Below are 24,523 nucleotides of genomic sequence, written 5' to 3'. Positions count from 1 at the left end.
GTTTTCTCTATGCTCTTGTGCCGTTCTTTGTGCGACGCTTCTTATACGCCGCCGCAAATGCCTCCATCATCGGAGTGACCGGAAGCTCGTTGTCAGGCTTGGACAGATATTCGAACCGAATGCCGTTCTCCCGAAACTTTCGCTCAAACCTCATGAAAGAGGAAGTGTCCCGGCTGATTCGCGAGGTGTCGCGGGTGAGGATCGTACCGATGTCCTGACGCTTGGCTTCGTTCAGCAGGAAGTTCATGATACCTTCCGTATGGATGCCGGAGATGCCGTCTGCCGCCACAGCAGCAGCCACCTCATAGCCTTTGTCCTTCGCATAGCGTTCCAGCTCTTCCCGCTGGTCTGCTGCCGCAAGCTGATCCGCACAGGCAACGCGGATATAAAGAAATACTTTCATTTGGCTTCTCCTTCTGATGTAGTGAGGAAGTCCTTGAACTTCCAGACGATTTCTATGTTGTCAAGATCGTAAATGTAGACCGCAGAAATGAATGCGTGGGTCAGCTCATAGGTCAGAGCTTTGCAGTCGGCGTACTGTTCGCAGACCGCATCCAGCTTTTCATCTGAACAGGCGGTCTCGGAGTCAAGCTCCTTCATCCGCTCGTGACTGCGCTGGATTACTCCATCGTTTTCAGCAATCTTCACATCCGCTGCCGCCTTCTGCTGAATGTACGCCTCCTTCGTGATGCTTCCGGCTGCATACTTCTCGTAGAGCCTCAGCTTGGACGCCTTGTGCTGCTCGTTCTGCTTTTGCAGAGTGCGGATTTTATCAGCACATTCCTTGATGGCAGATTTCCGCAGATCACCGACTTCGCGGTTCTGTATTGCTTCCTTCTGTGCCAAAGCAAGAAACTGAGTAAGGGCATGGAAGACAACCTTCTCAATATCCATTTCCGGAAAGCTCCTGCCAACCGGACAGTCTGTGTTTCCGTTGTTGACCGAGTGAATGCACTGGAAGTATCGAATGCCAGCCTTGTTCTTTCGGCGTGTCATAGCACGTTTACAGTTACCGCAGCGGACGAGTCCCTTGAGCGGATAGTCATGCTGCTTGCGCGTGGGATTCCGTCCTCCGCCTCGAATGACCTTCTGAGCAAGCTCAAAGTCTTCCTTGCAGATAATCGCTTCATGCGTTCCTTCTACAATAATCGGCTCATTGACAACACGCTTTTTTGAGCCGACACCGCAGGACTTCATTTTGCGGCTGACCAGTGTTCCGGTGTAAACAAGGTTTTTGAGGATGTTATAGACCATCACGGTTTCCCAACTGATTTTCTCGCTCATGTTACTGAACTTCTTCTTGTCGGGATGCTTGCTCTTGAAGTATTGCCCCGGCGTCGGGATGCCGTCATCATTCAGGCTGCGGGCGATCTGAGAGGTGTTGCTGCCTTCCAGCGCCTCGCGGAAAATACGACGGATCACATCAGCCGCCTCCGGGTCTACGGCAAGTTTGTTCCGAATGGTGGGATGCAGGACGTAGCCGTATGGGGCGTAGCCACCGACATACTTGCCCTGCTTCATCATCTGGATTTTTGCCGATGTGGTCTTTACGGAAAGGTCTTTGCTGTATGCGGCGTAGATGATGCTGCGCATAACCACTTCCAGACCGCCCGTTGTGCCTTTGTAATCGTCACTGTCATAGCCGTCGTTGATGGAAATAAAGCGGACGCCCATGAATGGAAAAGTGCATTCCAGATAGTTTCCCGTTTCAATGTAGTCACGAGAAAAGCGGGAAAAGTCTTTGACGCAGATCAGGTTAATCTCGCCGCGCTTGACCTTCTCCATCATCTGCGTGAACTGAGGACGGTGAAAGTTCGTGCCGGTATAACCGTCATCCGCAAACTCAGACCGCTGACAGTGAGACAGCTCCGGATGATTGTCAAGAAAGCGATTGATGAGCATACGTTGGTTGCCGATGCTGTCACTTTCCGCCTTGCTGCCATAGCCGGTATCTTCATCAGCCATTGAGAGGCGGATGTAGATGCCGATGTTGTATTCATTGCTCATTTACATCGCCTCCTGTACTTCCTTGATACTCTGAACGGTCAGAGCGTAAATATCGCCGTATTTCATGACCAGCTCGATTGAGCCGTCCTTATGGACTTTTACAAGCTCTACGGACTTGTCAACTAACTCATGAGAGAGCATCGTTGCACCGCTGACGGATTTCATCAGCGTGAGCCACTTGTTGTCCTCGGACATTGCCTCGGCAAACTTTACCTTCCGCTGAACCGCTTCATCCAACCGCCGGGAAAGGTCGGCATACTGCTCATCGTAGGCTTTCTTGGCAAAGACGTATTCCTCTTCATCGAGAATGCCTTCTGTGAAGTCCTCATAGAGCCGAGTACGCTTCTTGGAGATGCCGCTGAGTTTCAGATTCAGGCTTGTGATGAGCGCATTCTGCTGATCGCGGATGCTGCGTTCGCCTTCACTGTTTCTCAGTTTGGCAAGCAGCTTGTCGTAATTGAGAGCCGCCTTGACTTGAAGCTGGATCGCCGCAAGCACATCGGCTTCGAGCTTATCCTGCCGCGTATAGTGCGGCGTACAGAGGTTGCCGCGCTTGACGGATGAACTGCACTCATAGAAGGCGTACCATGCGCCGTCCTTGCGCTTGTCAACGCGCTTGCGATGGAAATAGAGCTTCCTGCCGCAGTCTGCGCAGACGATTTTGTCTTCAAAGAGATTGAACAGTGTAGCGCGGATTTCCTCCGTGCGCTCCATCTTCTCAACCCTTGTCTTTGCAGCAGCGCTCCGCATTTCTCGTACCTTCTGGAAGTCCTCACGGGAGATGATCGCCTCGTGGGTGTTGGGAAAAACAATCCATTCCTCGCGGTCGATATGCTGATTCTTGACGCCCTTGTAGATGGCGTTCAGCGTCCGTCCGAGAACGGTATCTCCGACGTAATGGGGATTATCCAGAATGGTAGTGAGTGAGGACTTATTCCAAATCTTCTTTGCCGTAACATTGCCTGTGCGGACGCCGACCTGATACTTTTGAAACTCCGGATTGGGTGCGTTCATCGCATCAAGCCGGTCTGCAATCGCCGGAAGAGACAGCCCTTCAATCTTCCATTGGAAAATCTTCTGAACAATCGGCGCGGTTTCCTCATCAAAGACCATATTGCTGTGTTCTTCATCCCAGCGATAACCATACGGGAGATTGCGCTTCTTGAACTCTCCACTTTCCATCTGTGCCTTGAGCGCGGTAGAAACCTTGCGGGAGATGTCCTTCGAGTAGAGTGTGTTGATCATGTTTTGCAGAGGGATAATGAGGCTTTCGCCGGAGCCGTCCGTATCAAAGTTGTCGTAGTTCTCTTTGATGGCGATAAACCTAAGCCCGATCTGCGGAAAGACCCGTTCCAGATAGGTTCCTGCCTCGATGTAGTCACGCCCGAACCGGCTGAGATCACGAACCACAAGGCACTTGATCCTGCCGGTGCGGATGTCGTTCATCAGACGGTTGAACTCCGGTCTGTCAAAAACCGTACCCGTTCGTCCGTTGTCCACATAGGTATCTATCAGATTCAGGTAGGGACGCTCTGCAATGTACGACTTGCAAATCTCAATCTGATTTGCGATGACATCCACCTTTTCGGACTTGCCGCTGTTTTCAACGGAAAGACGGGCATAGATGGCTGTTGAGAAGACCTCGGAAGAGACAGATTCAATAACCGGCTCTTCGACTGCAATTTGTTTTCTGCTTTTTCTTGCCATTTGCTCATCCCTCCTTTATACGGCAATATCCAGTTCGTCGGCATAGCCGAGAATGTATTCAAGCGTCTGCTGGTATTCGTCCCTATATTTGAAGACGATTTCGATTGCATGGTTTTCGTGTATCAGAATGCGGTCAACAAGGGACATCAGCACACGGCGGTTCAGTTCTTCGACGTTTTCATATTGCTTGAAAAGCGTTACCCAGTTCCGTTCGGTCGTGCCGGTTGTCACCGTCTGCTTCATTTCTTTTTTGACCCGCAGAAGTGCCTCCTGTTTGTCCTCAATGATTTTGGTGTAGCTGCTGCGGAACTCGAAGTATTCCGATTTATCAATGACGCCGCCGATGAAGTTCTCGTAAAGCCCCAGCTTGAGCTTTTGGTACCGTTCAATCTCTTCCTCGATTTTGGCGATCTGAGCTTCGTAATTGAAAGCCTTACGGCTCTGAGACGGAAGCCGTTCTATCATCGCAAGCGCGTGTTCCAGATTGATGACAAGCTCGATCTGGTCATGAATGGCACGGAAGACCTTCTCTTCAACCTCTTTTGCGGCGATGCTGTGCGGGCTGCACGTCCGGCTGTGCTTATTGGTGGAGCAGACGTAGTAGATATACTTTTTCGTCTTCGACGGGACGGTCTTGCGGATCATTGGCTGCTGACAGTCTCCGCAGAACAGAAAGCCGGAAAACAGGTGTGCTTCGTCCTGATCGGGTGAGCAGCGCATATCCCTTTGCATCATGACCTTGACTGCCATGAAGTCCTCGTAGGACACAAGAGCTTCATGCGCGTTCTCAACCTTGACCCACTCGGATTCATCCTTGCTTTTCACAACGCGGACTTTGTAGTTGGGAGTGCCGCGCTTGCCTTGCGCCAGAACGCCGATATAAACCTCGTTGGTGAGAATACGCTGGACGGCTTTGTATGTCCATTTTGCGGTATCGCCGGTTTTGAAGACGGTATCAAACTTCACACCGGCGGAATGCTTGTATTCCATTGGGGACAGAACGCCCATCTGGTTCAGACGCTTTGCAATGCGCCCAATGGAGAAGCCGTCCTTGTACATGGAAAAGATCATCTGCACATATTCGCTGACCGCTTCATCCACGATGAGCTGGTTTTTGTTCTCCGGCGATTTCATGTAGCCGTAAGGGGCGAACGAGCCGACGAACTCACCGCTCTTCTGCTTGACTTCCAGACTGCTTCGGATTTTCATGGAGATGTCCTTGCAGTAAGAATCGTTAATCAAGTTTTTGAACGGGATAACAAAGGAGTCGGACTGCGGATCACCGGTCAGACTGTCATACGCATCATTGATTGCGATGAAGCGTATGCCGAGCTGCGGGAATATCTTCTCAATGTAACGTCCGCCGTCGATGTAGTTTCTTGAGAAGCGGCTGAGATCCTTGACCACAATGCAGTCAAGCGCACCCTTGCGGATTGCCTCTTCCAGCTTTTTGAACTGAGGACGATTGAAGGAAACGCCGCTGTAACCGTCATCCACAAACGGCTCACAGACAAGCTCCAAATCCTCATGTCTTGCGATATAGTCCTCGCAGATGGCTCTCTGGCTGGCGATGGAGTTGCTTTCTACTTTGTCTCCATCCTCACGGGACAGACGGCAGTAGATCGCCGTGCGGTAAACCTTGTCTGGCATAAAAATAACCTCCGTTTTTCTGTTTGGTGTGGTACATCAAATCAGAAAGACGAAGGCTTGCTTCAACTCTTATGAAGAGGAACACAAAAACGCCACATGACCATCAAGGCAAGCGGCTTAATCCGTATTCTTCTTTTTTTGACCGATTAAATTATACCACAGGCTCAATCGCTTGTCCATAGAACCGGGCGAAAAGATTCAGACTGTTCATAAATCAAAGACCTCTCAGATAGTGTTCCAGACAATCTTCCATTGTCGTGTCCGTCTCGGCGAAGCTGATCTTCACCACAGTTTTCCCGTCCAGATAACAATAGGGATTTCTGATCTGCTTGATGAACTCCCTCAGTCTGACTTCTTGCGGTGCCGCAGGATCAAGCCGGATGCTGCTTCTTTGAACGAGTGTGCTACGGTCAACCGTTTTCGGGCTGACGCTTTTCATTGTTTCAATGCCCATCATATTCTAAGCACCTCCTGTTTCGTGAAAATATTCAGGACAAAAGGATATGGCAGAGCATCTTGTGAAGATACCCTGCCACATAGTTTTCATCCTGAAACTATATAGTAAGTTTCTTTTGGGTTTGTTTCATTGTCCGGCATATTTGCAGCTCGCGCCCCTGCCAGAAGAACTTTGCAGTTCCGGGAATGCTGCGGACTACCAATGGTCAATCGGTATCATGGGACTCTCACCCCTCCGAGGAACGCTCCGAGCCGCCCATTCAAAGAAAAGACGGAAGTATCATTATACCCGGCATCTGCATCGTCGCAAGCAGCCGCACCACACGACTGTTATAGCTCTCCGGAGGTCGCTCACTCCCTTTCGGGAGGTCTTGGCGTCGGAAGCTGTGTTGCTTCGCAGAAGCGGAAAGATCCGCAGCACTGAACTATTCAGTTTTCAAGGAGCAGTGAAGTGGTCTGATTGACCCTTTCACTTTACAACGGACATCTTTTTGCCGTTTGTTGAGTACCGCTCAAAAAAATCTTTGAAATTTTTTCTGCACCGCTGCTTTGAGGTCAAATGCAGCTCTGATGCCGATGCCTTTCCTTCGGGCAAACTCTCGAAGAGTCAGTCCTTCACGAGTCATCGCAAGATACAATTCGCGCTGCTTCTCGGTCAGAATGGAAAGAAGCTCCTTCTCTTTGAGGGCGGTAATCAGTTCCTCCATGCAGTCGCGGGAGTCTGCCAGCCATGCAGCGGACTTCACATCGTCCTCCGGCATAGCGTCAAGGGACAGCACGGTATCAGAAATTTTCTCTGCGCCGTCCTCATCCTCAGAGGTGTTGTCAGAGCCATACGAGCGTCTGATCCGCTTTTCCTCTGCGCGAAGGATTCTCATAACCTTGCGGTCAACCTCGGAAACTTCGCCGGTTCGTTTCACGCGCACCATGCACCTGCCGTCCTCCGTAGTCCAGAGGTCGTAATCGAACGCGATAGGGGTTTTAGGGATTTTCATTGTTCATCCTTTCCGCTGCGCGGGAGCAGCGGGAAGGGTGAAGACAGAAAAAGAGCCGCATGACGGTGAGGTTTGAATCCCATGCCGATAAAACAGAGCAATTAAACTCTGTCTCATGCGGCATTAGGATGACTTCACCTATCAGGCGGCTCCACAGCTCAGCTATGACATATATTTTATTTTAGAACAGAGGCTTGTCCTCCGGTTCTTACTTGGTACGCGGTCGCAGTCTTCTCATATTCAGCACATCAAAGACTGTGATCCGCCCGCATTTCTTGCACTTGGATTCTACATGACCCCTCGTGTCCTCGTAGACAGCAATGGCATTATGCTGACAATACGGACATTTCAGGTATCGGGGCTTTTGCTGGGAAATGGCAACTCTTGCCCTGCGGATTTTTTCGATCAGCTCCGGCGTCGGTTCCTGAACCCGAATGGATGCTCTCTTCATTACCACACCTCCAATGGGTCAACATACTCACTGAATGGACGATCTACCATGTAGCCGAGCTGACGAAGGCGGATAGACGCCGTTGTCTTGGAGACACCGAACAACCGGCAGAAAAGGCGCAGCGTTAAGTGATCACCATACGAATACCTCCCCTCGTAATTGATCAGCGGCGTTTCTGCAAACCGACGCATTGCCAGGTCAACCTCTTTTTGAGGAAGCAGGATCGCCGCGCCCAAGACATTTGCTTGCCACTCGTTCCAGTCCTCGCGGGTTTTCAGCTCTCGCGGCGTATAGGCTGTCCGTGCGGAATATTTCATTTCGCAGGACGCCTTTACCTCTTCCGATTCCAGTTGGAAGAGAATCTGATGGGCGCACTCGTGGGCAAGGGTAAATCTGCGCTTGGCGCAGAGCCGCTGCACGTTGCCGGATCGAATGAAGCTCTCGTCCAAGATGACCTGATTACGCTTCAAAGCCAGTGTGCGCGTAATACCAAGTTCCGTGATCTTGTACTCAGTGTCGGCATAGGCAGTGACACCGCAGATGCTTCCGTCCGGCGAGAGACGGGCGAATGATACGCGAAGACCGAGATAGTTCTTTGCAAACTGATCAATGGGTGTTGGCAAAGCTGATCGGTCGGGCTTGTCCGCCTCATCCCCGAAAAAGAACCGGTTGAAGTCCTTCGTTGTTGATGCTGCAATTTCTTCAAGTTGGCGCTGGGATAAAATCATGAGCAGTTGTCCTCCTTTGCTTCGACGAACCACTTGTCTCCTTCGTGGAAAAGAAATGACTCCTTTCCGCGAATCTGAACTGTGTAACGGATGCCTCCGCCCCCAACCTTTTTGGATGTGGCGCGGCATTTGTATAGAATCTGGTCGATTTGAAAGATTACACCGTTGTCCCACCAGATAAGGCGAGGGAGGATTGCCCCCTCCTTGTCCACATCCAGCGTAACCGGGACGTATGCTTTTCTGTACTGTGTAGCCATTTCTGTTTTTCTCACTCCTGTTCCCTCATACCGGTGTATGCCGGTACGGATGATCTTCGGCAGCATAAATGCCTGTCCATTTGAACTGCTCAAAAGATGTAACTTTTTCGTGTACAACTACTCATACCCCTTGACAGGATGAGCAATTCAGGATATACTATGAGTAGTTGGATTGCTCAGTCATTATTATACGCACTTCAAGTGCCTTTGTCAATAGACTTGCGCAATTTGATGTCGCAAACTTTTTGTGAACAGGAGTGATTACCAAAATGACGTTTGGAGAGAAATTCAAGGCTGAACGGGAGAAGCGGAAGCTGACCCAGCAGGAAGTAGCCGATGCACTGGGGATCAACAGGCGTATGATTACCCGGTACGAGAACGGCATTTCCTTTCCCCGCACCAAAGACGCTTACAGAAAAATCGCGGAATACTTCAAGGTGGATGTGAACTATCTGCTGACCGAGGACGAAGAGTTTGTGGTTCAGGCATCCGAGCAGTACGGCTCCCGTGGCATGAAACAGGCAAAGGACCTGATTGAAGGGATGTCCGGTTTGTTTGCGGGCGGTACGCTGTCCGAGCAGGACAAGGATGCGGTGATGAAGGCGTTGCAGGATATATATTGGGAATCCAAAGCCCGGAATGTTGAGAAATACACGCCGAAGAAATACAAGAAGACCGGTACGGACGCAGAGGAATAACTGTCTACGTCTCGGTTTCTTGACGGATTTACTTTGACTGTTTTCAACATGAAAGGGGTGAAGGTCCCGTGATAATTCGCTCCGAGGAAATATACAAAAAGGCGAACAGCATTGTCAAAAGCTGTGGAACAAGAGATACCTTGAAGATTGCCCGTGAGCTGGGCATTCATCTCCATTTTCTTGACAATCTGAACGATCTGCTCGGAATGTACACCTACCGCCATAAAGAGCGGCATATTCTTCTGAACTCCAACATGGAGTATCTGATCATGCAAATGGTTTGCGGTCACGAGATCGGGCATGATACCTTTCACCGTGATCTTGCCAAAGGAAACGAACCGCTCCCGGAGTTCGTGCTGTTCGATATGCGCACAAAACACGAATATGAGGCGAATGCGTTTGCCTCACACCTGATCATTGATGATGATGAGCTGATTGACCTGATGAAGCAGGACTACGATGTGGTGCAGCTCTCGGCTGCAATGGGAACAAACATCAACCTGATGCTGATCAAGCTCAACGAACTGAACCGCATGGGCTGGCAGCTCAACTTGCCTTATGTACCGCACTCTGACTTTCTGAAAAATGTCAGACCGGAGGGCTGAATGAGGATGAAGGATAGCAATTAGATGAACAACAACGACTATAAAGAAGCCCTTTTCTATGCCGCTTCCATCTTTAACGAACGCTTGGGGGCAGAGTTCAGTGAGGACAACCTTGTACTGCGCTGCTTTCAGACGGAAAACCAGCAGGAAGTCTTTGAGCAGTTCTGCAAGCAGTATTTTCCTGACCGGCTGGAAGACCGATATACAGAGGACGGCTATTTTGACTTTCACGCCTCTGCATTCGTCGGCACAGGAGACGGCGCGGACGGAATCCTTCTGCGCACAGACATAGCGCGTCATCCGGCAGAGTTGAAGCACATTCTTCTGCATGAGCTGGCGCATATCTTCTGCACCCGCAACGAGCTTGGCGGAGACAACTTCTATGAACGATACTGCATGGACGATACCATCAGCCGCGAAGAGGACGGAACCATTAACGCCGGATATGCGGTCTGGCGGGAACTCGCGGCGGAGCTGATTGCATTTGAGCTGGATGACAACTGCGACGTAGTTCCGCTCCGACGCAAGAAAGACCTTCTCAGCTATTACGAAGGAGAGCTCCTGACCGGCAACGGGAAAATGGGCGTCAGCATGATTCTCTGCGAGGCGATGACCAGTGATGAGGGCGAGGCGTCTATGACATGGGATGCTGCCAAAAGCAAGTTTGCACGGTTCAAGCCCTTTGATGATCCACTGTACAGGGACTTGCTGGAACTGGTTTTTACACACGTTAGAGATTACTTTATCGTGATCGACCGCGACTTTATCTATGAAATTGGAGTTTTGTATCTGAGCATTGCCGCACAAGCGATGATTGCGTCCCTAAAGAACAGATTTCAGGAAGAATAGACAGACCGATAGAGAGAAAGGACGTGCATGATGAAGTACAAACTGTTCCGTTCCCCCGGTGATCTGGACAAGGCAGTTCGGAAGCACGAACTGGTTGCCGTGGAGACCGGCAAGAACATTGATGATGTGGCAGACGCGCTTATCCGTGCCGTTCGGGATGATCTTGCGGAAATGCCGGAGTATGCGCACTGCGAAACCGCTGCGTATGCACCGGAGCCGGTTCAGGAGCATCGCCGCGTAAGACGTTATCAGTATGAGATGATGGGTGTTGTTTACCCGCTGTATGCGGAGAAGAATATCCTGATTGATTATGGCGTGATTGAAGAGGCGGAGTAATGTCAAAGAGATATGCCAGACAACTACATAGTGCAGATGGTTTGATTGCCGCTGTCGAGCAATACGGCTTTCTGCCCTTCTTTCGGAATGAGATTCACGGCTTCTCTGTTGAAGAGCTTTGTTTGCCGGAGTTGTGGTTTGCGGATGATGTAGATGGTCCGTGGGAATGGAAAGGACCGGCTGCGCGGAGCGGCAAATGTCTTTACGGCAAACTTTTCAACAAGAAGGCTGGCTTTGTGAGCCGGGAGTGGATACCTGACTTCGCAAACTTCCGGCGTGACGGCTATGACTTTGACGCCCGTTGGGATGATGGCTTGGCGTCCTACAAGGACAAGGAGCTATATGAAGCCATAGCCGGTGAAGGCAGGATGCTTTCCAAACGGCTGAAAGAGGCTCTGAACTACCGCAAGGGCGGCAACACCGGTTTTGAGACGTGCATCACGCGGCTGCAAATGCAGAGCTATGTCTGCATCGCGGATTTCGTCTATATGCAGGACAGATACGGAAGACCTTATGGCTGGGGTGTCGCAGAGTATGCGACGCCGGAAGAACTTTTCGGGTACGACCTTATCACATCTGCATATCAGCGAGACCCGCAGGAATCCAAAGAGCGCATGATGCAGCATCTTTCCTCCATCCTGCCGGGTGCGTCTGTACAGCAGCTTACGAAGATATTGAAAGGATAAAACACCATGAGTAAGAAACTTGTAGCATATTTTTCTGCGTCCGGCGTGACCGCGAAGGTTGCCGAGACGCTGGCAGAAGCAATCGGCGCGGACATCTTTGAGATTGAGCCGAAGGTGCCTTACACGGAAGTTGACCTGAACTGGATGGACAAGAAAGCCCGCAGCACGATTGAGATGAACGATCCTGCCTCCCGTCCTGAGATTGCCGTCAAGCGGGACAACATGAAGGACTACGATACCATCTTTGTGGGCTTCCCGATCTGGTGGTATGTCGCGCCGACGATTATCAATACGTTCCTTGAGAGCTATGATTTGACCGGCAAGACGATCATCCCGTTTGCAACCTCCGGAGGAAGCGACATTGGCAAGACGAACGAACGCCTTGCGCCGAGCTGCAAAGGCGCAAAGCTGATGGACGGCAAGGTTTTCAAGGGCAGCGTCGGGCATCAGGAGCTTGCGGCGTGGGTTGAAGGACTTGGACTTTAAGGGGCAGACAACTCGGGATTTAATGGAGGGATGTTTCTATGAAATCTTTTGTTTGCAGTTTGTGTCACAATGGCATACTTGGAGGAGGTCTGTACCTCGATAGTCAGTCGCTTACTTACAAGACAAACAAGCTTACAGTTGACAAAAAATACAGAAATTTAGTTTTGCCGATGCAGGAAATAAAAGAAATCTCTTGGAAGTGGATAGTCTTTCCAATTGCAACAGTTAATATGAAAAATGGAGAACTATATAAATTCATTATTTTCAATAAATCACGCTTTGCAAAATGGTTTCAAGAGTATTCTCGATAAATACAAAGTGTCAAATTCCGGTTTAATGAACAGGAGATGATGATCGCATGAAAATCCTACATGAACTTTCTTGGCTATGGGAAACGCTGGGCATTGCGCTTGTTGCTGCGGCTGTCTGCATGGCTTGCGCTGCGCTGATTGGCAAGGCAGCGAAGAAGAAGCTCGACAAAAAGGTGTTGGCGGTCGTAGGGGCAGCGGCATTTGTGGGCGCGATTCTGGCGGTCATTCTGATCGCCCGGACACCGATGCCGCTTTGATAGGACGGAGGATAGAATAATGCCGCTTCAAATTGTCAGAAATGACATCACAAAAATGAAGGTGGACGCCATCGTCAACGCTGCCAACGAGTCGCTGCTGGGTGGCGGCGGTGTGGACGGCTGCATTCATCGTGCCGCAGGACCGGAGCTGCTGGTGGAATGTGAAACGCTCCACGGCTGCAAAACCGGGAGCGCAAAAATCACGAAGGGCTATAAGCTGCCCTGCAAATATGTCATTCATGCTGTCGGTCCGCGCTGGTATGACGGGCGGCATGGTGAGCGCGAACGGCTGATCTCATGCTATCGGACTTCGCTCATGCTGGCGAAAGAATACGGCTGCGAATCGGTTGCGTTCCCTCTGATTTCCTCCGGCATTTTCGGCTACCCGAAGGATCAGGCTCTCAAAGTGGCGATTGACACCATTAGCAGTTTCCTTCTCGAAAACGAAATGACGGTGTACATCGTCATTTTTGACCGCAAAGCCTATCAGATCAGCGGCAAGCTGTTTGCCGATATTGCAGCGTACATAGATGACCGCTATGTGGACGAGCATACTGATAATCGTTCCGAGCGTCTGCGCAGGATGAACGCCTTCCGGATGGAAGAACCCATGCCTTGCGAGGCATCCGTTTGTGAAGAGGCAATCGAACAGCTCATGCCTCCCGTCTCTGCGGCGGCTGCCCCCAAAAAGGCGGCAACCCTTGATGACGCGCTGGGACAGATCGACGAGAGTTTTTCCGAGATGCTTCTGCGAAAGATTGATGAGCGCGGCATGACGGACGCGCAGTGCTATAAGAAGGCGAATATTGACCGGAAGCTCTTCTCGAAGATCCGCTCGGACAAGTCTTATAAGCCTTCCAAGCCCACGGTCATTGCGTTTGCCATTGCCCTTGAGCTGCCGCTTGTTGAAATGAAGGATATGCTCATGAAGGCTGGCTTTGCGCTCTCCCACTCCAACAAGTTTGACATCATCGTGGAGTATTTCGTGGAGCATGGGAACTATAATGTCTTTGAGATCAACGAGGCTCTGTTTGCCTTCGACCAAAGTTTAATAGGAGCATAAGGTCTATGGATAAAGTGTTTCAGAAATTTTTGCGAAGTGGTATTGACCTTTCGCCCGTAGGGGTGGAGCGTCGTGAAGATAACAACCCATACTTTTGCACGCCAAAAGGTGCATCTATTTTTGGCTGGGCGGGTGTGGACGGCATCCACTTCTGCTTTGTTCGAGACTTTGGCGGTATGGTATTTTCCGTCAGTCCCATGAACTCGGCTCCGGATTTTGTTCATCCGCTGGCAAACGATTTTGAAGACTTTCTGAGGTTGCTCCTTGCTTGCAGTGATTCGGCAGCGCTGGAACAGGCGTGGATGTGGGATAAAGCCCAGTTTGAAGCCTTTTTGCAGGACAACCCTCCAACGCAGGATCAGCAAAGAACGCTATCAGAGCTTGCTGAGAAAATGAAATTGACGCCTATGGAACAGCCGTGGGTATACATCAAAAAGCTGCAAGCATCTTTTGATTATAGTAAGATCAAGTACACCGAGGACTATTATGATGTTGATATGAACCCAGAAGCAGAACCGACCATGCCTGAGTGGAAGGTCTACTTTGAGGGAAACTTCTGGGGACATTCGGGAAAAGACCATGCCGGAACGGAAATCCGGTTGAATAAGCAATTTGACTGGGCGAGGCATCATTGGGTTATTCCTGCGGCGTATTCTTGCAGCAAGGGACTCGTCATGGACTTTTGTATGCGTACCCCGGAAGAAGACATTCGCAAGTTCATAACTAAATGGGATTTACACCCCGAAAACGACTCCTGCGAATACTTCACGCAGGAGCAGCAAATGCAGATAGATTTAGACAATCCACTTTGCCTTGACTTTATTCCTCGTTTGGAATTGAACGGGAAAACAATGCTGACCTCCCACGGCTGTTCCGTGGTCTTTAATCCATGTTTGCCAGACGGGGTGATCAATGAAGCGGAAGCAAAGTGGGCATTGGAACACTATGATTTGGATACATCCTATGGATGGATGATTTTTCGGGCAGCTTTTCCGTGGACAAGCAAACGCCGTCCTGAAATAAAAGCCCTCTCCCTTACAATGGAGCAGCAGTCGTGTCGTGTCCCGGGACCACATTTCAAGGCACACGCTCCCGGTGATTCGTTTTCTTTCCTCCATCCGGTCAGTGGAAAAAAATACACATTGACTGTACAGGAATTAGAGCAGCAGACAATTTCCGAAAAGCGTTACGGTTCTGACCGCTGGTTTTATCCTACGCATTTTACTGCTATGAGCTATACACTTTCTCCTGAACCTGACAGCGATGTTACGATCTGTGATTGCGCTGAGGGGGACAAGCCTTTGGAAATTGCGCCATGCTCTGACCGCTATGCACCAGAGGCACGAAACGATATTGCTTGTATCGGCATTATCGGCGGAGCGGACGGTCCAATCGCAATCGTGTGTGGAGACAGCTCAAAAGAAAAACTTCATGCAGTTTGTTCCTCTCTACACTTTGAGCCGGTGGAGGGTGATATTGAATGGCGTATCGTATTCAACATTAAAAGCTCCAATGAAATGTCATTAGGGCTGATCTAAGAAGAAAGCGGAGGCAAAGAAGGTGAAACAACACACTTACATCGCAATCGACCTGAAATCCTTCTATGCCTCCGTGGAGTGCAGGGAGCGCGGCTTAGATCCTCTGGACACAAACCTTGTTGTCGCGGATGAAAGCCGGACGGATAAGACTATCTGCCTTGCTGTTACACCCTCCCTCAAAAGCTACGGCATCTCTGGGCGGGGACGGCTATTCGAGGTCAAGCAGCGTGTGAAGGAAGCGAATGCCGGACGGCAGCACGATGCGCCGGGACACAGGCTGGACGGCACATCACACTTCTTCTCTGAGCTACAAGCAGATCCGTCTTTGGCGATTGACTTCATCATCGCGCCGCCCCGGATGGCGTATTACATGGAGTACAGTACCCGCATCTATCAGGTCTACCTCAAGTACATTGCGCCGGAGGACATCGTTGTCTACTCCATCGACGAGGTGTTCATGGATGTGACGGACTACCTGAATACCTACAAGCTCTCCGCCCATGATCTTGCCATGAAGATCATCCTCGATGTGCTTGAGACAACCGGCATTACGGCAACCGCAGGAATCGGCACGAACCTCTTTCTCTGCAAGGTGGCAATGGACATTGTGGCGAAACACATCCCCGCCGACAAAAACGGCGTCCGAATAGCCGAACTGGATGAAATGAAGTTCCGGCGTGAGCTTTGGGCGCACCAGCCTCTCACGGATTTCTGGCGCGTGGGTCGAGGTATTGCCAAGAAACTTGAGCAGAATGGGATGTTCACCATGGGTGATGTTGCCCTCTGTTCAGAGCGGAACGAGGACTTGCTTTATAAGCTGTTCGGAAAGAATACGGAACTACTCATTGATCATGCGTGGGGCTGGGAGCCTACGACCATTGAGGCAATCAAGGCATACCGTCCCAGCTCCAACAGCCTCAGCTCCGGTCAGGTATTGCACTGCCCATACGAGCCGGAGAAAGCAAGGCTGGTTGTCCGGGAAATGACAGACTTGCTTGTGCTGGACTTGGTGGACAAGGGACTTGTCACCGATCAGATGGTTCTCACGGTTGGCTACGACATTGAGAACCTGACCGATCCGGCACGACGGGCAAAGTATCACGGTGCGGTGGAGAAAGACCCCTACGGGCGGGAGATTCCCAAACAGGCGCACGGGTCTATCAACCTCGACGGTCACACATCCTCTACCCGCAAAATAATGTGTGCCGTGTCAGAGCTGTTTGACCGGATCGTGGACAAGAATCTGCTTGTCCGCCGTATGTATGTTGTGGCAAATCATGTCCTGCCGGAAGCCGATGCGCCGAAGAAAAACGACGGTGCTGTCCAGCTCGACCTCTTTACCGACTATGCCGCCGAAGAGGAAAAACAGAAAGCTGTGAATGCCGCCTTGGAGCGTGAGCGGAAAATACAAGCCGCCACGCTTGCAATCAAAAAGAAGTATGGAAAGAACGCCATCCTCAAGGCAATGAATCTTGAAGAAGGTGCAACCGCGAAAGACCGCAATGCGCAGATTGGAGGGCATAAGGCGTGAACGGAAAATACGACAAGATCATGGGACTTCCTCATCACGTTTCCAAAACGCGACCACAAATGCCGATGTCAGATCGTGCAGCGCAGTTTGCACCCTTTGCCGCCCTCACCGGCTATGATTCTGCAATCAAGGAAACCGGACGTCTGACCGACGAAAGGATTGAGCTTGATGAGGGAGCCTTGACCGCTTTGAACATGAGGTATCAGCTTCTCATGGATGCCCTTGATGAAGAGCCGGAGGTTGAAATAACCTACTTCAAACCTGATGAGCGCAAAGCTGGCGGTGCGTATGTAACTGCAACCGGCGCAGTCATAAAGGTTGATGACTTTGAGCGCCTAATTACCATGCAGGACGGCACGAGGATTCCGATGGATGACATCCTAAGCATTGACGGAGAGCTGTTCTTATCCTTAGAATAATGTCGCTTGCCATGCGACCAAATGAAGTGAATACCGAAGTACAATATGACTGTAAGGTGAGACACCAAGCAGTCATTTTTTTATATACGGAGGTACAAAACATGAGAAAGAACATGACGGAGATCGTATTCATCCTTGATCGCAGCGGCTCTATGAGCGGACTGGAAACAGACACCATCGGAGGATTCAACTCCATGATTGAAAAGCAGAAAAAAGAGAATGGCGAGGCATTGATCTCTACCGTTCTCTTTGACAACGTGAGCGAGGTTATCCATGACCGTGTGCCGGTTCAGAAGGTGGAGCCGATGACCGACAGGGACTATTCCGTTCGCGGATGTACTGCCCTTCTGGATGCTATCGGCGGAGCAATTCATCACATTGGGAATGTCCACAAGTACGCAAGAAATGAGGATGTCCCTGAACATACGCTGTTCGTCATCACAACGGACGGCATGGAGAATGCAAGCCGCCGTTATGACAGCGAGACAGTTAAGAAAATGATCGAGCGGCAGAAGGAAAAGTACGGCTGGGAGTTTCTATTCCTCGGCGCAAATATTGACGCAGTTGAAACGGCAAAGCACTTCGGTATTGGAGCAGACCGAGCGGTCAATTATCACTCTGACCATAAGGGAACGCAGCTCAACTATGAGGTTCTGAGCGAAGCGGTTTCTGCTGTCCGTTGCAGCGTACCACTGGGTACGAATTGGAAAAAGCGTATTGATGAGGACTTTAATTCCAGAAAGGACGGGAGAAAGCAATGAGAACGATCACCGTAAAAGGGACAGGCAATGTCTCCGCAAGACCGGATTACATCATCCTCTCCTTGAACATTGAAACCTTATCTAAAACCTATGACCGTGCAATGTCGGAAGCTACCGAGAGAATCGAAAGACTGCAAGGTGCCGCAGTCCGCGTTGGGTATCGCAAGGAAGACCTGAAAACCACGAGCTTTGATGTCCAGACAAGGTACGAGAATGTCAAGGATCGGCAAGGAAATTACAAGCGAGAGTTTGCCGGATATGCTTGCAGCTATCGCTTGAAACTTGCCTTTGACTTTGACAGCAAGCAGCTTGCAAAGGTCATTTCTGCGATTGCGGATTGCGGTGCAAAGCCGGAACTCAGTATCGCATTCACTGTAAGAAACCCATCAGCGGTCAGCGAAAAGCTGCTGATCAGCGCGACGGAGAACGCCAGAGCGAAGGCGGAGATTCTTTGCAAAGCATCAGGCAGTACGCTTGGGCAGTTGCTCAACATCGACTACAACTGGGGCGAACTCAATGTGTATTCCAGAACGAGCTACGAGGTTGAAGACTGCATTCAGCCTCTTATGGCGATGAGTAAATGCTCTGCGCCGGAGATCGAGCCGGACGATATTGACGTGTCGGACACCGTGGCTTTCACATGGGAAATCCAATGATTTTTTGACTTTTTTGAAATCCGGTACTCAACAAACGCTCTTATTGTGTCCGTTGTAAAGTGAAGGGACATTTCACGGAGGAATCTTCGGGGAATACGATTTTGGGAGATTAGCAAGCAAATCCGGTGAGTACCCACCGGAGAAAAATCAGTTAAGGAGACCCTGCCCTTAACATCAGATTTTTGCTTGTTGGGATAGTCCCAAACCCTTCTAATCATTACGACGGAGGGCGCAGCATGGTACGAAGAACACGAGACATTCAGAAGAAGATTTGGCTGACACCACAGGAAGAACGGACGATTGCAAAGAAGATGGAGATGATCGGCACGGAGAACTTCGGTGCGTATGCAAGGAAGATGCTGATCGACGGCTACATCATCGTTGTGGACTACACAGAGCAGAAAAAGCTCGCCGCCGAAGTCAACAAGATCGGCGTGAACATCAATACCGTCTGCCGCAGGATCAACTCGACGGGACGATTCTATCAGGACGATATTGACGAGCTGAAAGAAAAGATGGACGCGGTATGGCAGTTACTAAAATCAAAGCAATCCGAGGAACTTTGAGCAAGGCAATCGCGTACATTCTGAATCCCGAAAAGACCGATGAGAAGCTGCTGGTCTCGTCCTACGGCTGTGCCAGCGAGACCGCAGCGCGGGAATTTGAGTGGACGCGGAAAATAGCCGAGCAAAAAGGGATGAATCCGGTCAGGATCATAGCCCGTCATGTGATCCAGTCCTTTGAAATTGGAGAGGTCACACCGGAGCTTGCCCACGAGATCGGCAAGCAGTTTGCAGACGAAATCCTCGGAGGAAAATATGAGTATGTGCTGACCACTCACATTGACAAAGACCATGTTCATAACCATCTGATTTTCAATGCGGTTGACTTTGTGGACTACCACGCATACAATAGCTACAAGCGGATTTACTATGATATGCGCGAGGTCAGCGACCGGCTCTGTAAGGAAAACGGTCTCTCTGTTATCCCTCCCTCTCAGAACAAAGGCATGGGCTACAAGGAGTACACCGAAGCCAAACGCGGCACGAGCTGGAAGCAGAAACTCAAGCAGACCATCGACCGGCTTGTCATTACAGCGAAGGATTACGATGATTTTCTGCGGCTCATGCAGGAAGCTGGTTATGAAATCAAGACCGGCAAATATATCTCCTTTCGCGCTGAAGGACAGGAGCGGTTTACCCGGTCTAAAACCATCGGAGAGAACTACACCGAGGAACGCATCAAGGAGCGGATTGCCGGACGGACGCCGCGCAGAAACCGGAGGCAGACCGTGCCGAAGGGCATCTCTCTCATCGGAGATATTCAGGAGCGGATCAGACTTATCGACAGCAAGGGCTATGAGTATAAAGCCAAGCTCACGATCCTCAAGGAAGCGGCACGGACACTCAACTATCTCACGGAAAACAACTTGCTCCAATACGCCGATCTTGAAAAGAAGGTCGAGGACGTTCACATCTCCTATGCCCGCACCGGCAAGGAACTGAAAGGCGTCGAAGCGCGACTGCGGGAAGTCCAACCGCTTATCAAAAACATCTCCAACTACCAGCGGCTCAAGCCCGTATATGACGCATTCCAGAAGGCAAAAGATAAGCCGGGTTTCAAAGCAAAGCATGAGGCAGAACTTGTGATCTTTGAGGCGGCACGGAGTACGCTTCTTGTTATGCAGGGCGATGAAAAACTGCCGAGCATGAAGACACTGCAAGCGGAACAGCAGCGACTTCTTGATGAGCAACAGCGGCTCTATGATGAACGTGCGAAGCTCAAAAAAGAAGTAAAGCAAATAGAGACGATCAAGTCTAATGTTGATACGTTTCTCGCTCCTTCTGCTGACCATGACCGTGATCATCTGCGCAGCACACAGCGCGAATAGTCCTTTCAAAAGCAGGGCATCTCCTGTTGACCGGAGATGCCCTGCATCCTTGAGAGAAGGTTCGAGAAGTTGAAACTTTTTCTTTAATTTCTGCATCAACGGATTGCTTTTGAGAATGAAATCCAGTATAATATTATAAGCGGTGTTGAATGCAAGCAAGCGAAAGGATGGTTGCCGTGCGCATAAGCTATAAGAAACTATGGATGCTTCTTCTGGAACGCGACATAAAGAAGGCTTCTCTACGACATGAAGTGGGGCTGTCTGCCGGGACATGGACAAAACTGAATAAGGGGGAAGAAGTGTCCCTCTCTATTTTGCTGCGCATTTGTGATTACTTGAACTGTGACATCGGAGATATATGTGAGGCTGTGCGAACGGACAAGAACTGAGTCCGGTTTTTCGTACAGCTCTTTTTGTAGAATAGTAAGTGTGAAACTATAACTTTGGAGGTTGCTGAAATGGCTGAGAATAACACAAGCAATATCGGCTTTGAAAAACAAATCTGGGACGCGGCTTGCGTCCTGCGCGGAAACATCGACGCATCCGAATACAAGTCCGTCGTTCTCGGATTGATTTTCTTGAAATACATTTCTGATCGCTTCGAGGCAAAGTACAAGGAACTGGTTGAAGAAGGCGATGGATTTGAAGAGGATCAGGACGAATACACTGCCGAAAACATATTCTTTGTCCCTGAGAATGCACGATGGAGTGCGATTGCTGCTGCCGCTCACACGCCGGAAATTGGCACGGTAATTGATGATGCAATGCGCAGTATTGAGAAAGAAAACAAGCGCCTCAAAGATATTCTGCCTAAGAACTTCGCCCGTCCGGAGCTGGACAAGCGGCGTCTTGGTGAAGTGGTTGATCTCTTCACCAACATTCAGATGATCGAGCATGGGAGCAGCAAGGACATTCTCGGTCGTACATACGAATACTGTCTCTCCAAGTTTGCTGAACAGGAAGGCAAACTTGCCGGTGAGTTCTATACTCCCTCTTGTGTCGTGCGTACCCTTGTTGAAGTATTGCAGCCGTTTAATGGACGTGTTTATGACCCGTGCTGCGGCTCTGGCGGTATGTTCGTTCAGTCCGCAAAGTTCATCGAAAATCACGGCGGCAACATCAACAAGATTTCCGTTTTTGGTCAGGACTCCAACCCGACCACATGGAAGATGGCGCAGATGAATCTTGCCATTCGCGGTATTGAAGCCGACCTCGGCAAGTTTAATGCGGACACGTTCTTTAACGACTGCCACCCTCAACTCAAGGCAGACTTCATTATGGCGAATCCTCCCTTCAATCTCTCCGGCTGGGGTGCGGATAAACTCGTTGATGATGTCCGTTGGCAGTATGGTACGCCTCCTGCTGGAAATGCAAACTTCGCGTGGTTGCAGCACATGATCTGGCATCTCGCCCCGAATGGGCGTATCGGTATGGTGCTTGCAAATGGTTCGCTTTCCTCGCAGTCTGGCGGTGAAGGCGAAATTCGCAAAAACATTATCAACGCTGACCTTGTGGACTGTATCGTCGCAATGCCGACGCAGCTCTTCTACACAACGCAGATTCCGGTATCGCTCTGGTTCCTTGCAAAGAACAAGAAACAGAAAGGCAAGACGCTATTCATCGATGCACGGAAGCTCGGTACTATGGTCACGCGGAAGCTGCGCGAACTGACGGATGAAGACATCAAGAAAATTGCTGACACATACAATGCCTTCGTTGATGGAACGCTTGAAGATGAAAAAGGGTTCTGCGCGGTTGTTACTACGCAGGACATTGCAAAGCAGGATTACATTCTTACTCCGGGACGCTATGTTGGCATTGAGGAACAGGAAGATGACGGTGAGCCGTTTGAAGAGAAAATGGGACGTCTGACTTCTGAACTGTCTGAACTTTTCACCAAGTCTCATGAGCTTGAGGCACAGATCAAAGAACGACTGGGGGCGATTGGATATGACATCTGAACTTAGCTCTCTGTGTTCCTACGCTAAAGGAAAAGTTTCGGTTGATACTCTGTCTAAACGAAACTATGTTTCCACTGAGAATATGATGCCAAACAAGGGAGGTATTGTCGATGCAGGAGCTTTACCTTCTGCCCAATATACCCAGCAGTATATAAAAGACGATATATTAGTTTCCAATATCCGCCCCTATTTCAAGAAAATCTGGATGGCGGATGACGATGGTGGGTGTTCAAATGATGTTCTCGTTTTCAGAGCAGATCGCGGGTGTGATTCGACTTTTTTGTACTACATCTTAGCTAATGATGCGTTTTTCAACTATGCTTCTGCTACGTCCAAAGGGACAAAGATGCCAAGAGGCGATAAAACCGCGATTATGCAATACAAGGTTCCGTGCTTCAATTACGAGACTCAACTTCGTATTGGCAAGTTGCTAAGAAGCATTGATGATCGGATTGCTGTCAATAAGAAGATAAACGATAATTTACAGCAGCAGTTGTTCTCACTATATGAGAACATGGCAACGGCATCTCCTTGCTTGAAAGAGTACACTCTTTCCAATCTCTGTGATTTTCAAGAAGGCTATGTCAATCCGCCACAAACTCATCCAGAGTATTTTGATGGAGAAGTAAAATGGCTTCGTGCCGTTGACATCAACGAATCCTTCATAATAGAAACAAGTAGGACATTGACCAAAGCAGGATTTGAAAGTGCTAAGAAGAGCGCATTGCTTTTCGAACCAAATACAATAGCAATAAGCAAATCAGGCACAATCGGAAGGCTCGGTATCATCGCAGACTATATGTGTGGCAATAGGGCTGTCATCAACATTGCACCTCATGACACAAATATGCTTGCTTTCATATACTGCTTTCTCAAAAGCAAGCAGCGAGAGTTTCCTGATATGGCTGTGGGAAGTGTTCAAAAGAACCTCTATGTATCGTTGCTTGAGCCTCTTTCCGTTTCTATACCGGATAACGAGTCATTAACAGCATTCAATGCTGTCGGCGCGTCTATCCTTGGCATGATTCATAATAATTGTGTCGAGAACACAGATTTAGCCAATTTACGAGATACCATTCTTCCAAAGCTGATGTCCGGCGAGATCGATGTCTCTTCCGTCCTGCTCTAAGCCGCTAAATTATCGTTTACCGTCTGAATAACTCTCACCAGTGGCGAGAGTTTTACAAAAGGGACTGCCACTGAATGTCGTTCTCTTACCTCGAAAGGAGACACGACAATGACAGAACAACTTATCACGGAGATACAGCGAAAAATGCTGCCGTATCTCAACAACGAACAGCTCATGCACCTTCGGGATGCAATGGCTGAGACATTGGAAGGGGCAACGATCACCTATGATGGCAGCGCAATTCCAGCAGCAGAAGAGACGGATGCAGTCGAAGCATTTATCACGGCAAAGCGGATCGAAGGCTGTTCGGAGAAAACCCTGAGCTACTACCGGAAGACGATTGAGGCTCTGATTGCCGGAGTCGGAAAGGCTGTACAACAGATCACCACAGATGATTTGCGCCGCTATCTGACAAGCTATCAAATTCAGCGAAGGTCGAGCAAAGTGACCATAGACAACATCCGCCGGATCCTGTCCAGCTTCTTCTCATGGCTTGAAGATGAGGATTTCATTGTGAAAAGTCCGGTACGCCGGATTCATAAAGTCAAGACTGCAAAGGTGGTCAAGGACACCTACACCGATGAAGCATTAGAGCTGATGCGTGACAACTGCAAAACGGCACGAGACTTGGCGATGATTGATCTTCTGTCTTCCTCTGGAATGCGTGTTGGTGAGCTGGTCACGCTAAACCGCGAAGACATCAACTTCAACGAACGCGAATGCGTTGTTGTCGGCAAAGGCAATAAAGAACGACTGGTCTACTTCGATGCAAGGACGAAGATCCACCTTCAAAACTATCTTGAGGGCAGAACAGATGAAAATCCCGCATTGTTCGTTTCGCTAAAAGCCCCGTTTGACCGGCTGATGATCGGCGGTGTGGAGACACGTCTTCGGGAGCTGGGAAAGCGTCTGAATATCCCGAAGGTTCACCCTCACAAGTTCAGGCGGACACTGGCTACTACTGCCATAGACAAAGGAATGCCCATAGAGCAAGTCCAGCAGCTCTTAGGGCATCAGAAAATCGACACCACCATGCACTATGCAATGGTGAAACAACAGAATGTGAAGCTGGCACATAGAAAATATATTGGATAG

Annotated in this window: 28 protein-coding genes; 20 read left to right on the top strand and 8 right to left on the bottom strand. The window is 49.8% G+C overall.

From position 1 onward, the window contains the following. Window positions 1-7: 7 nt before the first annotated feature. The 8 genes from EDD77_RS04205 to EDD77_RS04165 form a co-directional block, all read right to left on the bottom strand. Window positions 8-403, bottom strand: coding sequence for a recombinase family protein (locus EDD77_RS04205; protein ID WP_058967021.1), 396 nt, complete (start codon window positions 401-403; stop codon window positions 8-10). Then, window positions 400-2,007 (bottom strand): recombinase family protein, encoded by a 1,608-nt coding sequence (locus EDD77_RS04200; protein WP_058967019.1) that lies wholly within the window; start codon window positions 2,005-2,007, stop codon window positions 400-402. The genes EDD77_RS04205 and EDD77_RS04200 overlap by 4 nt, the downstream gene beginning before the upstream one ends. Then, entirely contained in the window at window positions 2,008-3,714 is a 1,707-nt protein-coding gene (locus EDD77_RS04195; protein WP_058967016.1) for a recombinase family protein, read from the bottom strand. 15 nt (window positions 3,715-3,729) lie between these two features. Then, window positions 3,730-5,364 carry a recombinase family protein gene (locus EDD77_RS04190; RefSeq protein WP_058967014.1) on the bottom strand — a complete coding sequence of 545 codons (1,635 nt, stop codon included), beginning with the start codon at window positions 5,362-5,364 and terminating at the stop codon, window positions 3,730-3,732. 214 nt (window positions 5,365-5,578) lie between these two features. Then, entirely contained in the window at window positions 5,579-5,821 is a 243-nt protein-coding gene (locus tag EDD77_RS04185; RefSeq protein WP_058967012.1) for a DUF6870 family protein, read from the bottom strand. A gap of 511 nt (window positions 5,822-6,332) precedes the next feature. Next, complete coding sequence (locus tag EDD77_RS04180) at window positions 6,333-6,749, bottom strand: hypothetical protein (protein ID WP_242868484.1); 417 nt, start codon at window positions 6,747-6,749, stop codon at window positions 6,333-6,335. A 516-nt stretch (window positions 6,750-7,265) separates the two neighbouring features. Next, window positions 7,266-7,994: an ImmA/IrrE family metallo-endopeptidase gene (locus EDD77_RS04170; RefSeq protein ID WP_008816141.1), complete on the bottom strand. Its 729-nt coding sequence runs from the start codon at window positions 7,992-7,994 to the stop codon at window positions 7,266-7,268. Further along, on the bottom strand, window positions 7,991-8,317 hold the full coding sequence (locus EDD77_RS04165) for a hypothetical protein (RefSeq protein WP_005934743.1): 327 nt from the start codon (window positions 8,315-8,317) through the stop codon (window positions 7,991-7,993). Before EDD77_RS04165 ends, EDD77_RS04170 begins: the two co-directional genes overlap by 4 nt. A 203-nt stretch (window positions 8,318-8,520) precedes the next feature. On the opposite strand from EDD77_RS04165, the gene EDD77_RS04160 reads away from it, so the two are divergent. The 20 genes from EDD77_RS04160 (at window position 8,521) to xerA (ending at window position 24,523) form a co-directional block, all read left to right on the top strand. Beyond that, window positions 8,521-8,949, top strand: coding sequence for a helix-turn-helix domain-containing protein (locus tag EDD77_RS04160; RefSeq protein ID WP_005934745.1), 429 nt, complete (start codon window positions 8,521-8,523; stop codon window positions 8,947-8,949). Window positions 8,950-9,089: 140 nt separating this feature from the next. Then, window positions 9,090-9,554, top strand: coding sequence for an ImmA/IrrE family metallo-endopeptidase (locus EDD77_RS04155; RefSeq protein ID WP_223385148.1), 465 nt, complete (start codon window positions 9,090-9,092; stop codon window positions 9,552-9,554). Between the two features lie 24 nt (window positions 9,555-9,578). Next, window positions 9,579-10,403 carry a hypothetical protein gene (locus tag EDD77_RS04150; protein WP_058967008.1) on the top strand — a complete coding sequence of 275 codons (825 nt, stop codon included), beginning with the start codon at window positions 9,579-9,581 and terminating at the stop codon, window positions 10,401-10,403. Window positions 10,404-10,433: 30 nt separating this feature from the next. Then, window positions 10,434-10,739 carry a hypothetical protein gene (locus tag EDD77_RS04145; protein WP_058967234.1) on the top strand — a complete coding sequence of 102 codons (306 nt, stop codon included), beginning with the start codon at window positions 10,434-10,436 and terminating at the stop codon, window positions 10,737-10,739. Beyond that, a complete protein-coding gene (locus EDD77_RS04140; protein ID WP_058967006.1) occupies window positions 10,739-11,425 on the top strand; it encodes an AlkZ-related protein in 687 nt (228 codons plus the stop codon). The genes EDD77_RS04145 and EDD77_RS04140 overlap by 1 nt, the downstream gene beginning before the upstream one ends. 6 nt (window positions 11,426-11,431) lie before the next feature. Then, entirely contained in the window at window positions 11,432-11,911 is a 480-nt protein-coding gene (locus EDD77_RS04135; protein WP_058967005.1) for a flavodoxin, read from the top strand. Window positions 11,912-11,949: 38 nt separating this feature from the next. After that, a complete protein-coding gene (locus tag EDD77_RS04130; protein WP_015518051.1) occupies window positions 11,950-12,222 on the top strand; it encodes a hypothetical protein in 273 nt (90 codons plus the stop codon). A gap of 47 nt (window positions 12,223-12,269) precedes the next feature. Next, window positions 12,270-12,479 (top strand): hypothetical protein, encoded by a 210-nt coding sequence (locus EDD77_RS04125; RefSeq protein WP_006573505.1) that lies wholly within the window; start codon window positions 12,270-12,272, stop codon window positions 12,477-12,479. A gap of 19 nt (window positions 12,480-12,498) precedes the next feature. Beyond that, entirely contained in the window at window positions 12,499-13,542 is a 1,044-nt protein-coding gene (locus EDD77_RS04120; RefSeq protein WP_058967003.1) for an O-acetyl-ADP-ribose deacetylase, read from the top strand. Between the two features lie 5 nt (window positions 13,543-13,547). Continuing rightward, window positions 13,548-15,080, top strand: a complete 1,533-nt coding sequence (locus EDD77_RS04115) for a hypothetical protein (protein ID WP_008396796.1) — start codon at window positions 13,548-13,550, stop codon at window positions 15,078-15,080. A 22-nt stretch (window positions 15,081-15,102) separates the two neighbouring features. Continuing rightward, window positions 15,103-16,611, top strand: a complete 1,509-nt coding sequence (locus EDD77_RS04110; RefSeq protein ID WP_058967001.1) for a Y-family DNA polymerase — start codon at window positions 15,103-15,105, stop codon at window positions 16,609-16,611. Then, a complete protein-coding gene (locus tag EDD77_RS04105; protein WP_058967000.1) occupies window positions 16,608-17,030 on the top strand; it encodes a hypothetical protein in 423 nt (140 codons plus the stop codon). The genes EDD77_RS04110 and EDD77_RS04105 overlap by 4 nt, the downstream gene beginning before the upstream one ends. Window positions 17,031-17,131: 101 nt before the next feature. After that, window positions 17,132-17,791 (top strand): vWA domain-containing protein, encoded by a 660-nt coding sequence (locus EDD77_RS04100; protein ID WP_009323477.1) that lies wholly within the window; start codon window positions 17,132-17,134, stop codon window positions 17,789-17,791. Further along, on the top strand, window positions 17,788-18,447 hold the full coding sequence (locus EDD77_RS04095; protein ID WP_058966997.1) for an SIMPL domain-containing protein: 660 nt from the start codon (window positions 17,788-17,790) through the stop codon (window positions 18,445-18,447). Before EDD77_RS04100 ends, EDD77_RS04095 begins: the two co-directional genes overlap by 4 nt. 236 nt (window positions 18,448-18,683) lie before the next feature. After that, window positions 18,684-19,013: a plasmid mobilization protein gene (locus EDD77_RS04090; protein ID WP_058966995.1), complete on the top strand. Its 330-nt coding sequence runs from the start codon at window positions 18,684-18,686 to the stop codon at window positions 19,011-19,013. Continuing rightward, the gene (locus EDD77_RS04085; RefSeq protein WP_058966993.1) at window positions 18,974-20,338 is read left to right on the top strand and encodes a relaxase/mobilization nuclease domain-containing protein; all 1,365 of its coding nucleotides are present in this window, start codon (window positions 18,974-18,976) and stop codon (window positions 20,336-20,338) included. The genes EDD77_RS04090 and EDD77_RS04085 overlap by 40 nt, the downstream gene beginning before the upstream one ends. Window positions 20,339-20,487: 149 nt before the next feature. Beyond that, window positions 20,488-20,727 carry a helix-turn-helix domain-containing protein gene (locus tag EDD77_RS04080; protein WP_006573514.1) on the top strand — a complete coding sequence of 80 codons (240 nt, stop codon included), beginning with the start codon at window positions 20,488-20,490 and terminating at the stop codon, window positions 20,725-20,727. 69 nt (window positions 20,728-20,796) lie between these two features. Beyond that, entirely contained in the window at window positions 20,797-22,299 is a 1,503-nt protein-coding gene (locus EDD77_RS04075; protein ID WP_008816155.1) for a class I SAM-dependent DNA methyltransferase, read from the top strand. Further along, window positions 22,289-23,428: a restriction endonuclease subunit S gene (locus EDD77_RS18260; RefSeq protein ID WP_077138628.1), complete on the top strand. Its 1,140-nt coding sequence runs from the start codon at window positions 22,289-22,291 to the stop codon at window positions 23,426-23,428. The genes EDD77_RS04075 and EDD77_RS18260 overlap by 11 nt, the downstream gene beginning before the upstream one ends. Before the next feature lie 108 nt (window positions 23,429-23,536). Further along, window positions 23,537-24,523: a site-specific tyrosine recombinase/integron integrase gene (xerA, locus tag EDD77_RS04060; RefSeq protein WP_058966992.1), complete on the top strand. Its 987-nt coding sequence runs from the start codon at window positions 23,537-23,539 to the stop codon at window positions 24,521-24,523.

This window comes from Allofournierella massiliensis (genome assembly GCF_004345265.1).
In the GTDB taxonomy this organism is placed as follows: domain Bacteria; phylum Bacillota; class Clostridia; order Oscillospirales; family Ruminococcaceae; genus Allofournierella; species Allofournierella massiliensis.
The sequence above is the reverse complement of the archived record's forward strand: the minus strand, read 5'-3'. Positions and strand labels throughout refer to the sequence as shown.

Coding starts and splice junctions, on each gene's coding strand:
- EDD77_RS04205 (WP_058967021.1), bottom strand. CDS start 403: ATGAAAGTATTTCTTTATATCCGCGTTGCCTGTGCGGATCAGCTTGCG.
- EDD77_RS04200 (WP_058967019.1), bottom strand. CDS start 2,007: ATGAGCAATGAATACAACATCGGCATCTACATCCGCCTCTCAATGGCT.
- EDD77_RS04195 (WP_058967016.1), bottom strand. CDS start 3,714: ATGGCAAGAAAAAGCAGAAAACAAATTGCAGTCGAAGAGCCGGTTATT.
- EDD77_RS04190 (WP_058967014.1), bottom strand. CDS start 5,364: ATGCCAGACAAGGTTTACCGCACGGCGATCTACTGCCGTCTGTCCCGT.
- EDD77_RS04185 (WP_058967012.1), bottom strand. CDS start 5,821: ATGATGGGCATTGAAACAATGAAAAGCGTCAGCCCGAAAACGGTTGAC.
- EDD77_RS04180 (WP_242868484.1), bottom strand. CDS start 6,749: ATGGTGCGCGTGAAACGAACCGGCGAAGTTTCCGAGGTTGACCGCAAG.
- EDD77_RS04170 (WP_008816141.1), bottom strand. CDS start 7,994: ATGATTTTATCCCAGCGCCAACTTGAAGAAATTGCAGCATCAACAACG.
- EDD77_RS04165 (WP_005934743.1), bottom strand. CDS start 8,317: ATGCTGCCGAAGATCATCCGTACCGGCATACACCGGTATGAGGGAACA.
- EDD77_RS04160 (WP_005934745.1), top strand. CDS start 8,521: ATGACGTTTGGAGAGAAATTCAAGGCTGAACGGGAGAAGCGGAAGCTG.
- EDD77_RS04150 (WP_058967008.1), top strand. CDS start 9,579: ATGAACAACAACGACTATAAAGAAGCCCTTTTCTATGCCGCTTCCATC.
- EDD77_RS04145 (WP_058967234.1), top strand. CDS start 10,434: ATGAAGTACAAACTGTTCCGTTCCCCCGGTGATCTGGACAAGGCAGTT.
- EDD77_RS04140 (WP_058967006.1), top strand. CDS start 10,739: ATGTCAAAGAGATATGCCAGACAACTACATAGTGCAGATGGTTTGATT.
- EDD77_RS04135 (WP_058967005.1), top strand. CDS start 11,432: ATGAGTAAGAAACTTGTAGCATATTTTTCTGCGTCCGGCGTGACCGCG.
- EDD77_RS04130 (WP_015518051.1), top strand. CDS start 11,950: ATGAAATCTTTTGTTTGCAGTTTGTGTCACAATGGCATACTTGGAGGA.
- EDD77_RS04125 (WP_006573505.1), top strand. CDS start 12,270: ATGAAAATCCTACATGAACTTTCTTGGCTATGGGAAACGCTGGGCATT.
- EDD77_RS04120 (WP_058967003.1), top strand. CDS start 12,499: ATGCCGCTTCAAATTGTCAGAAATGACATCACAAAAATGAAGGTGGAC.
- EDD77_RS04115 (WP_008396796.1), top strand. CDS start 13,548: ATGGATAAAGTGTTTCAGAAATTTTTGCGAAGTGGTATTGACCTTTCG.
- EDD77_RS04100 (WP_009323477.1), top strand. CDS start 17,132: ATGAGAAAGAACATGACGGAGATCGTATTCATCCTTGATCGCAGCGGC.
- EDD77_RS04095 (WP_058966997.1), top strand. CDS start 17,788: ATGAGAACGATCACCGTAAAAGGGACAGGCAATGTCTCCGCAAGACCG.
- EDD77_RS04090 (WP_058966995.1), top strand. CDS start 18,684: ATGGTACGAAGAACACGAGACATTCAGAAGAAGATTTGGCTGACACCA.
- EDD77_RS04085 (WP_058966993.1), top strand. CDS start 18,974: ATGGCAGTTACTAAAATCAAAGCAATCCGAGGAACTTTGAGCAAGGCA.
- EDD77_RS04080 (WP_006573514.1), top strand. CDS start 20,488: ATGCAAGCAAGCGAAAGGATGGTTGCCGTGCGCATAAGCTATAAGAAA.
- EDD77_RS04075 (WP_008816155.1), top strand. CDS start 20,797: ATGGCTGAGAATAACACAAGCAATATCGGCTTTGAAAAACAAATCTGG.
- EDD77_RS18260 (WP_077138628.1), top strand. CDS start 22,289: ATGACATCTGAACTTAGCTCTCTGTGTTCCTACGCTAAAGGAAAAGTT.
- xerA (WP_058966992.1), top strand. CDS start 23,537: ATGACAGAACAACTTATCACGGAGATACAGCGAAAAATGCTGCCGTAT.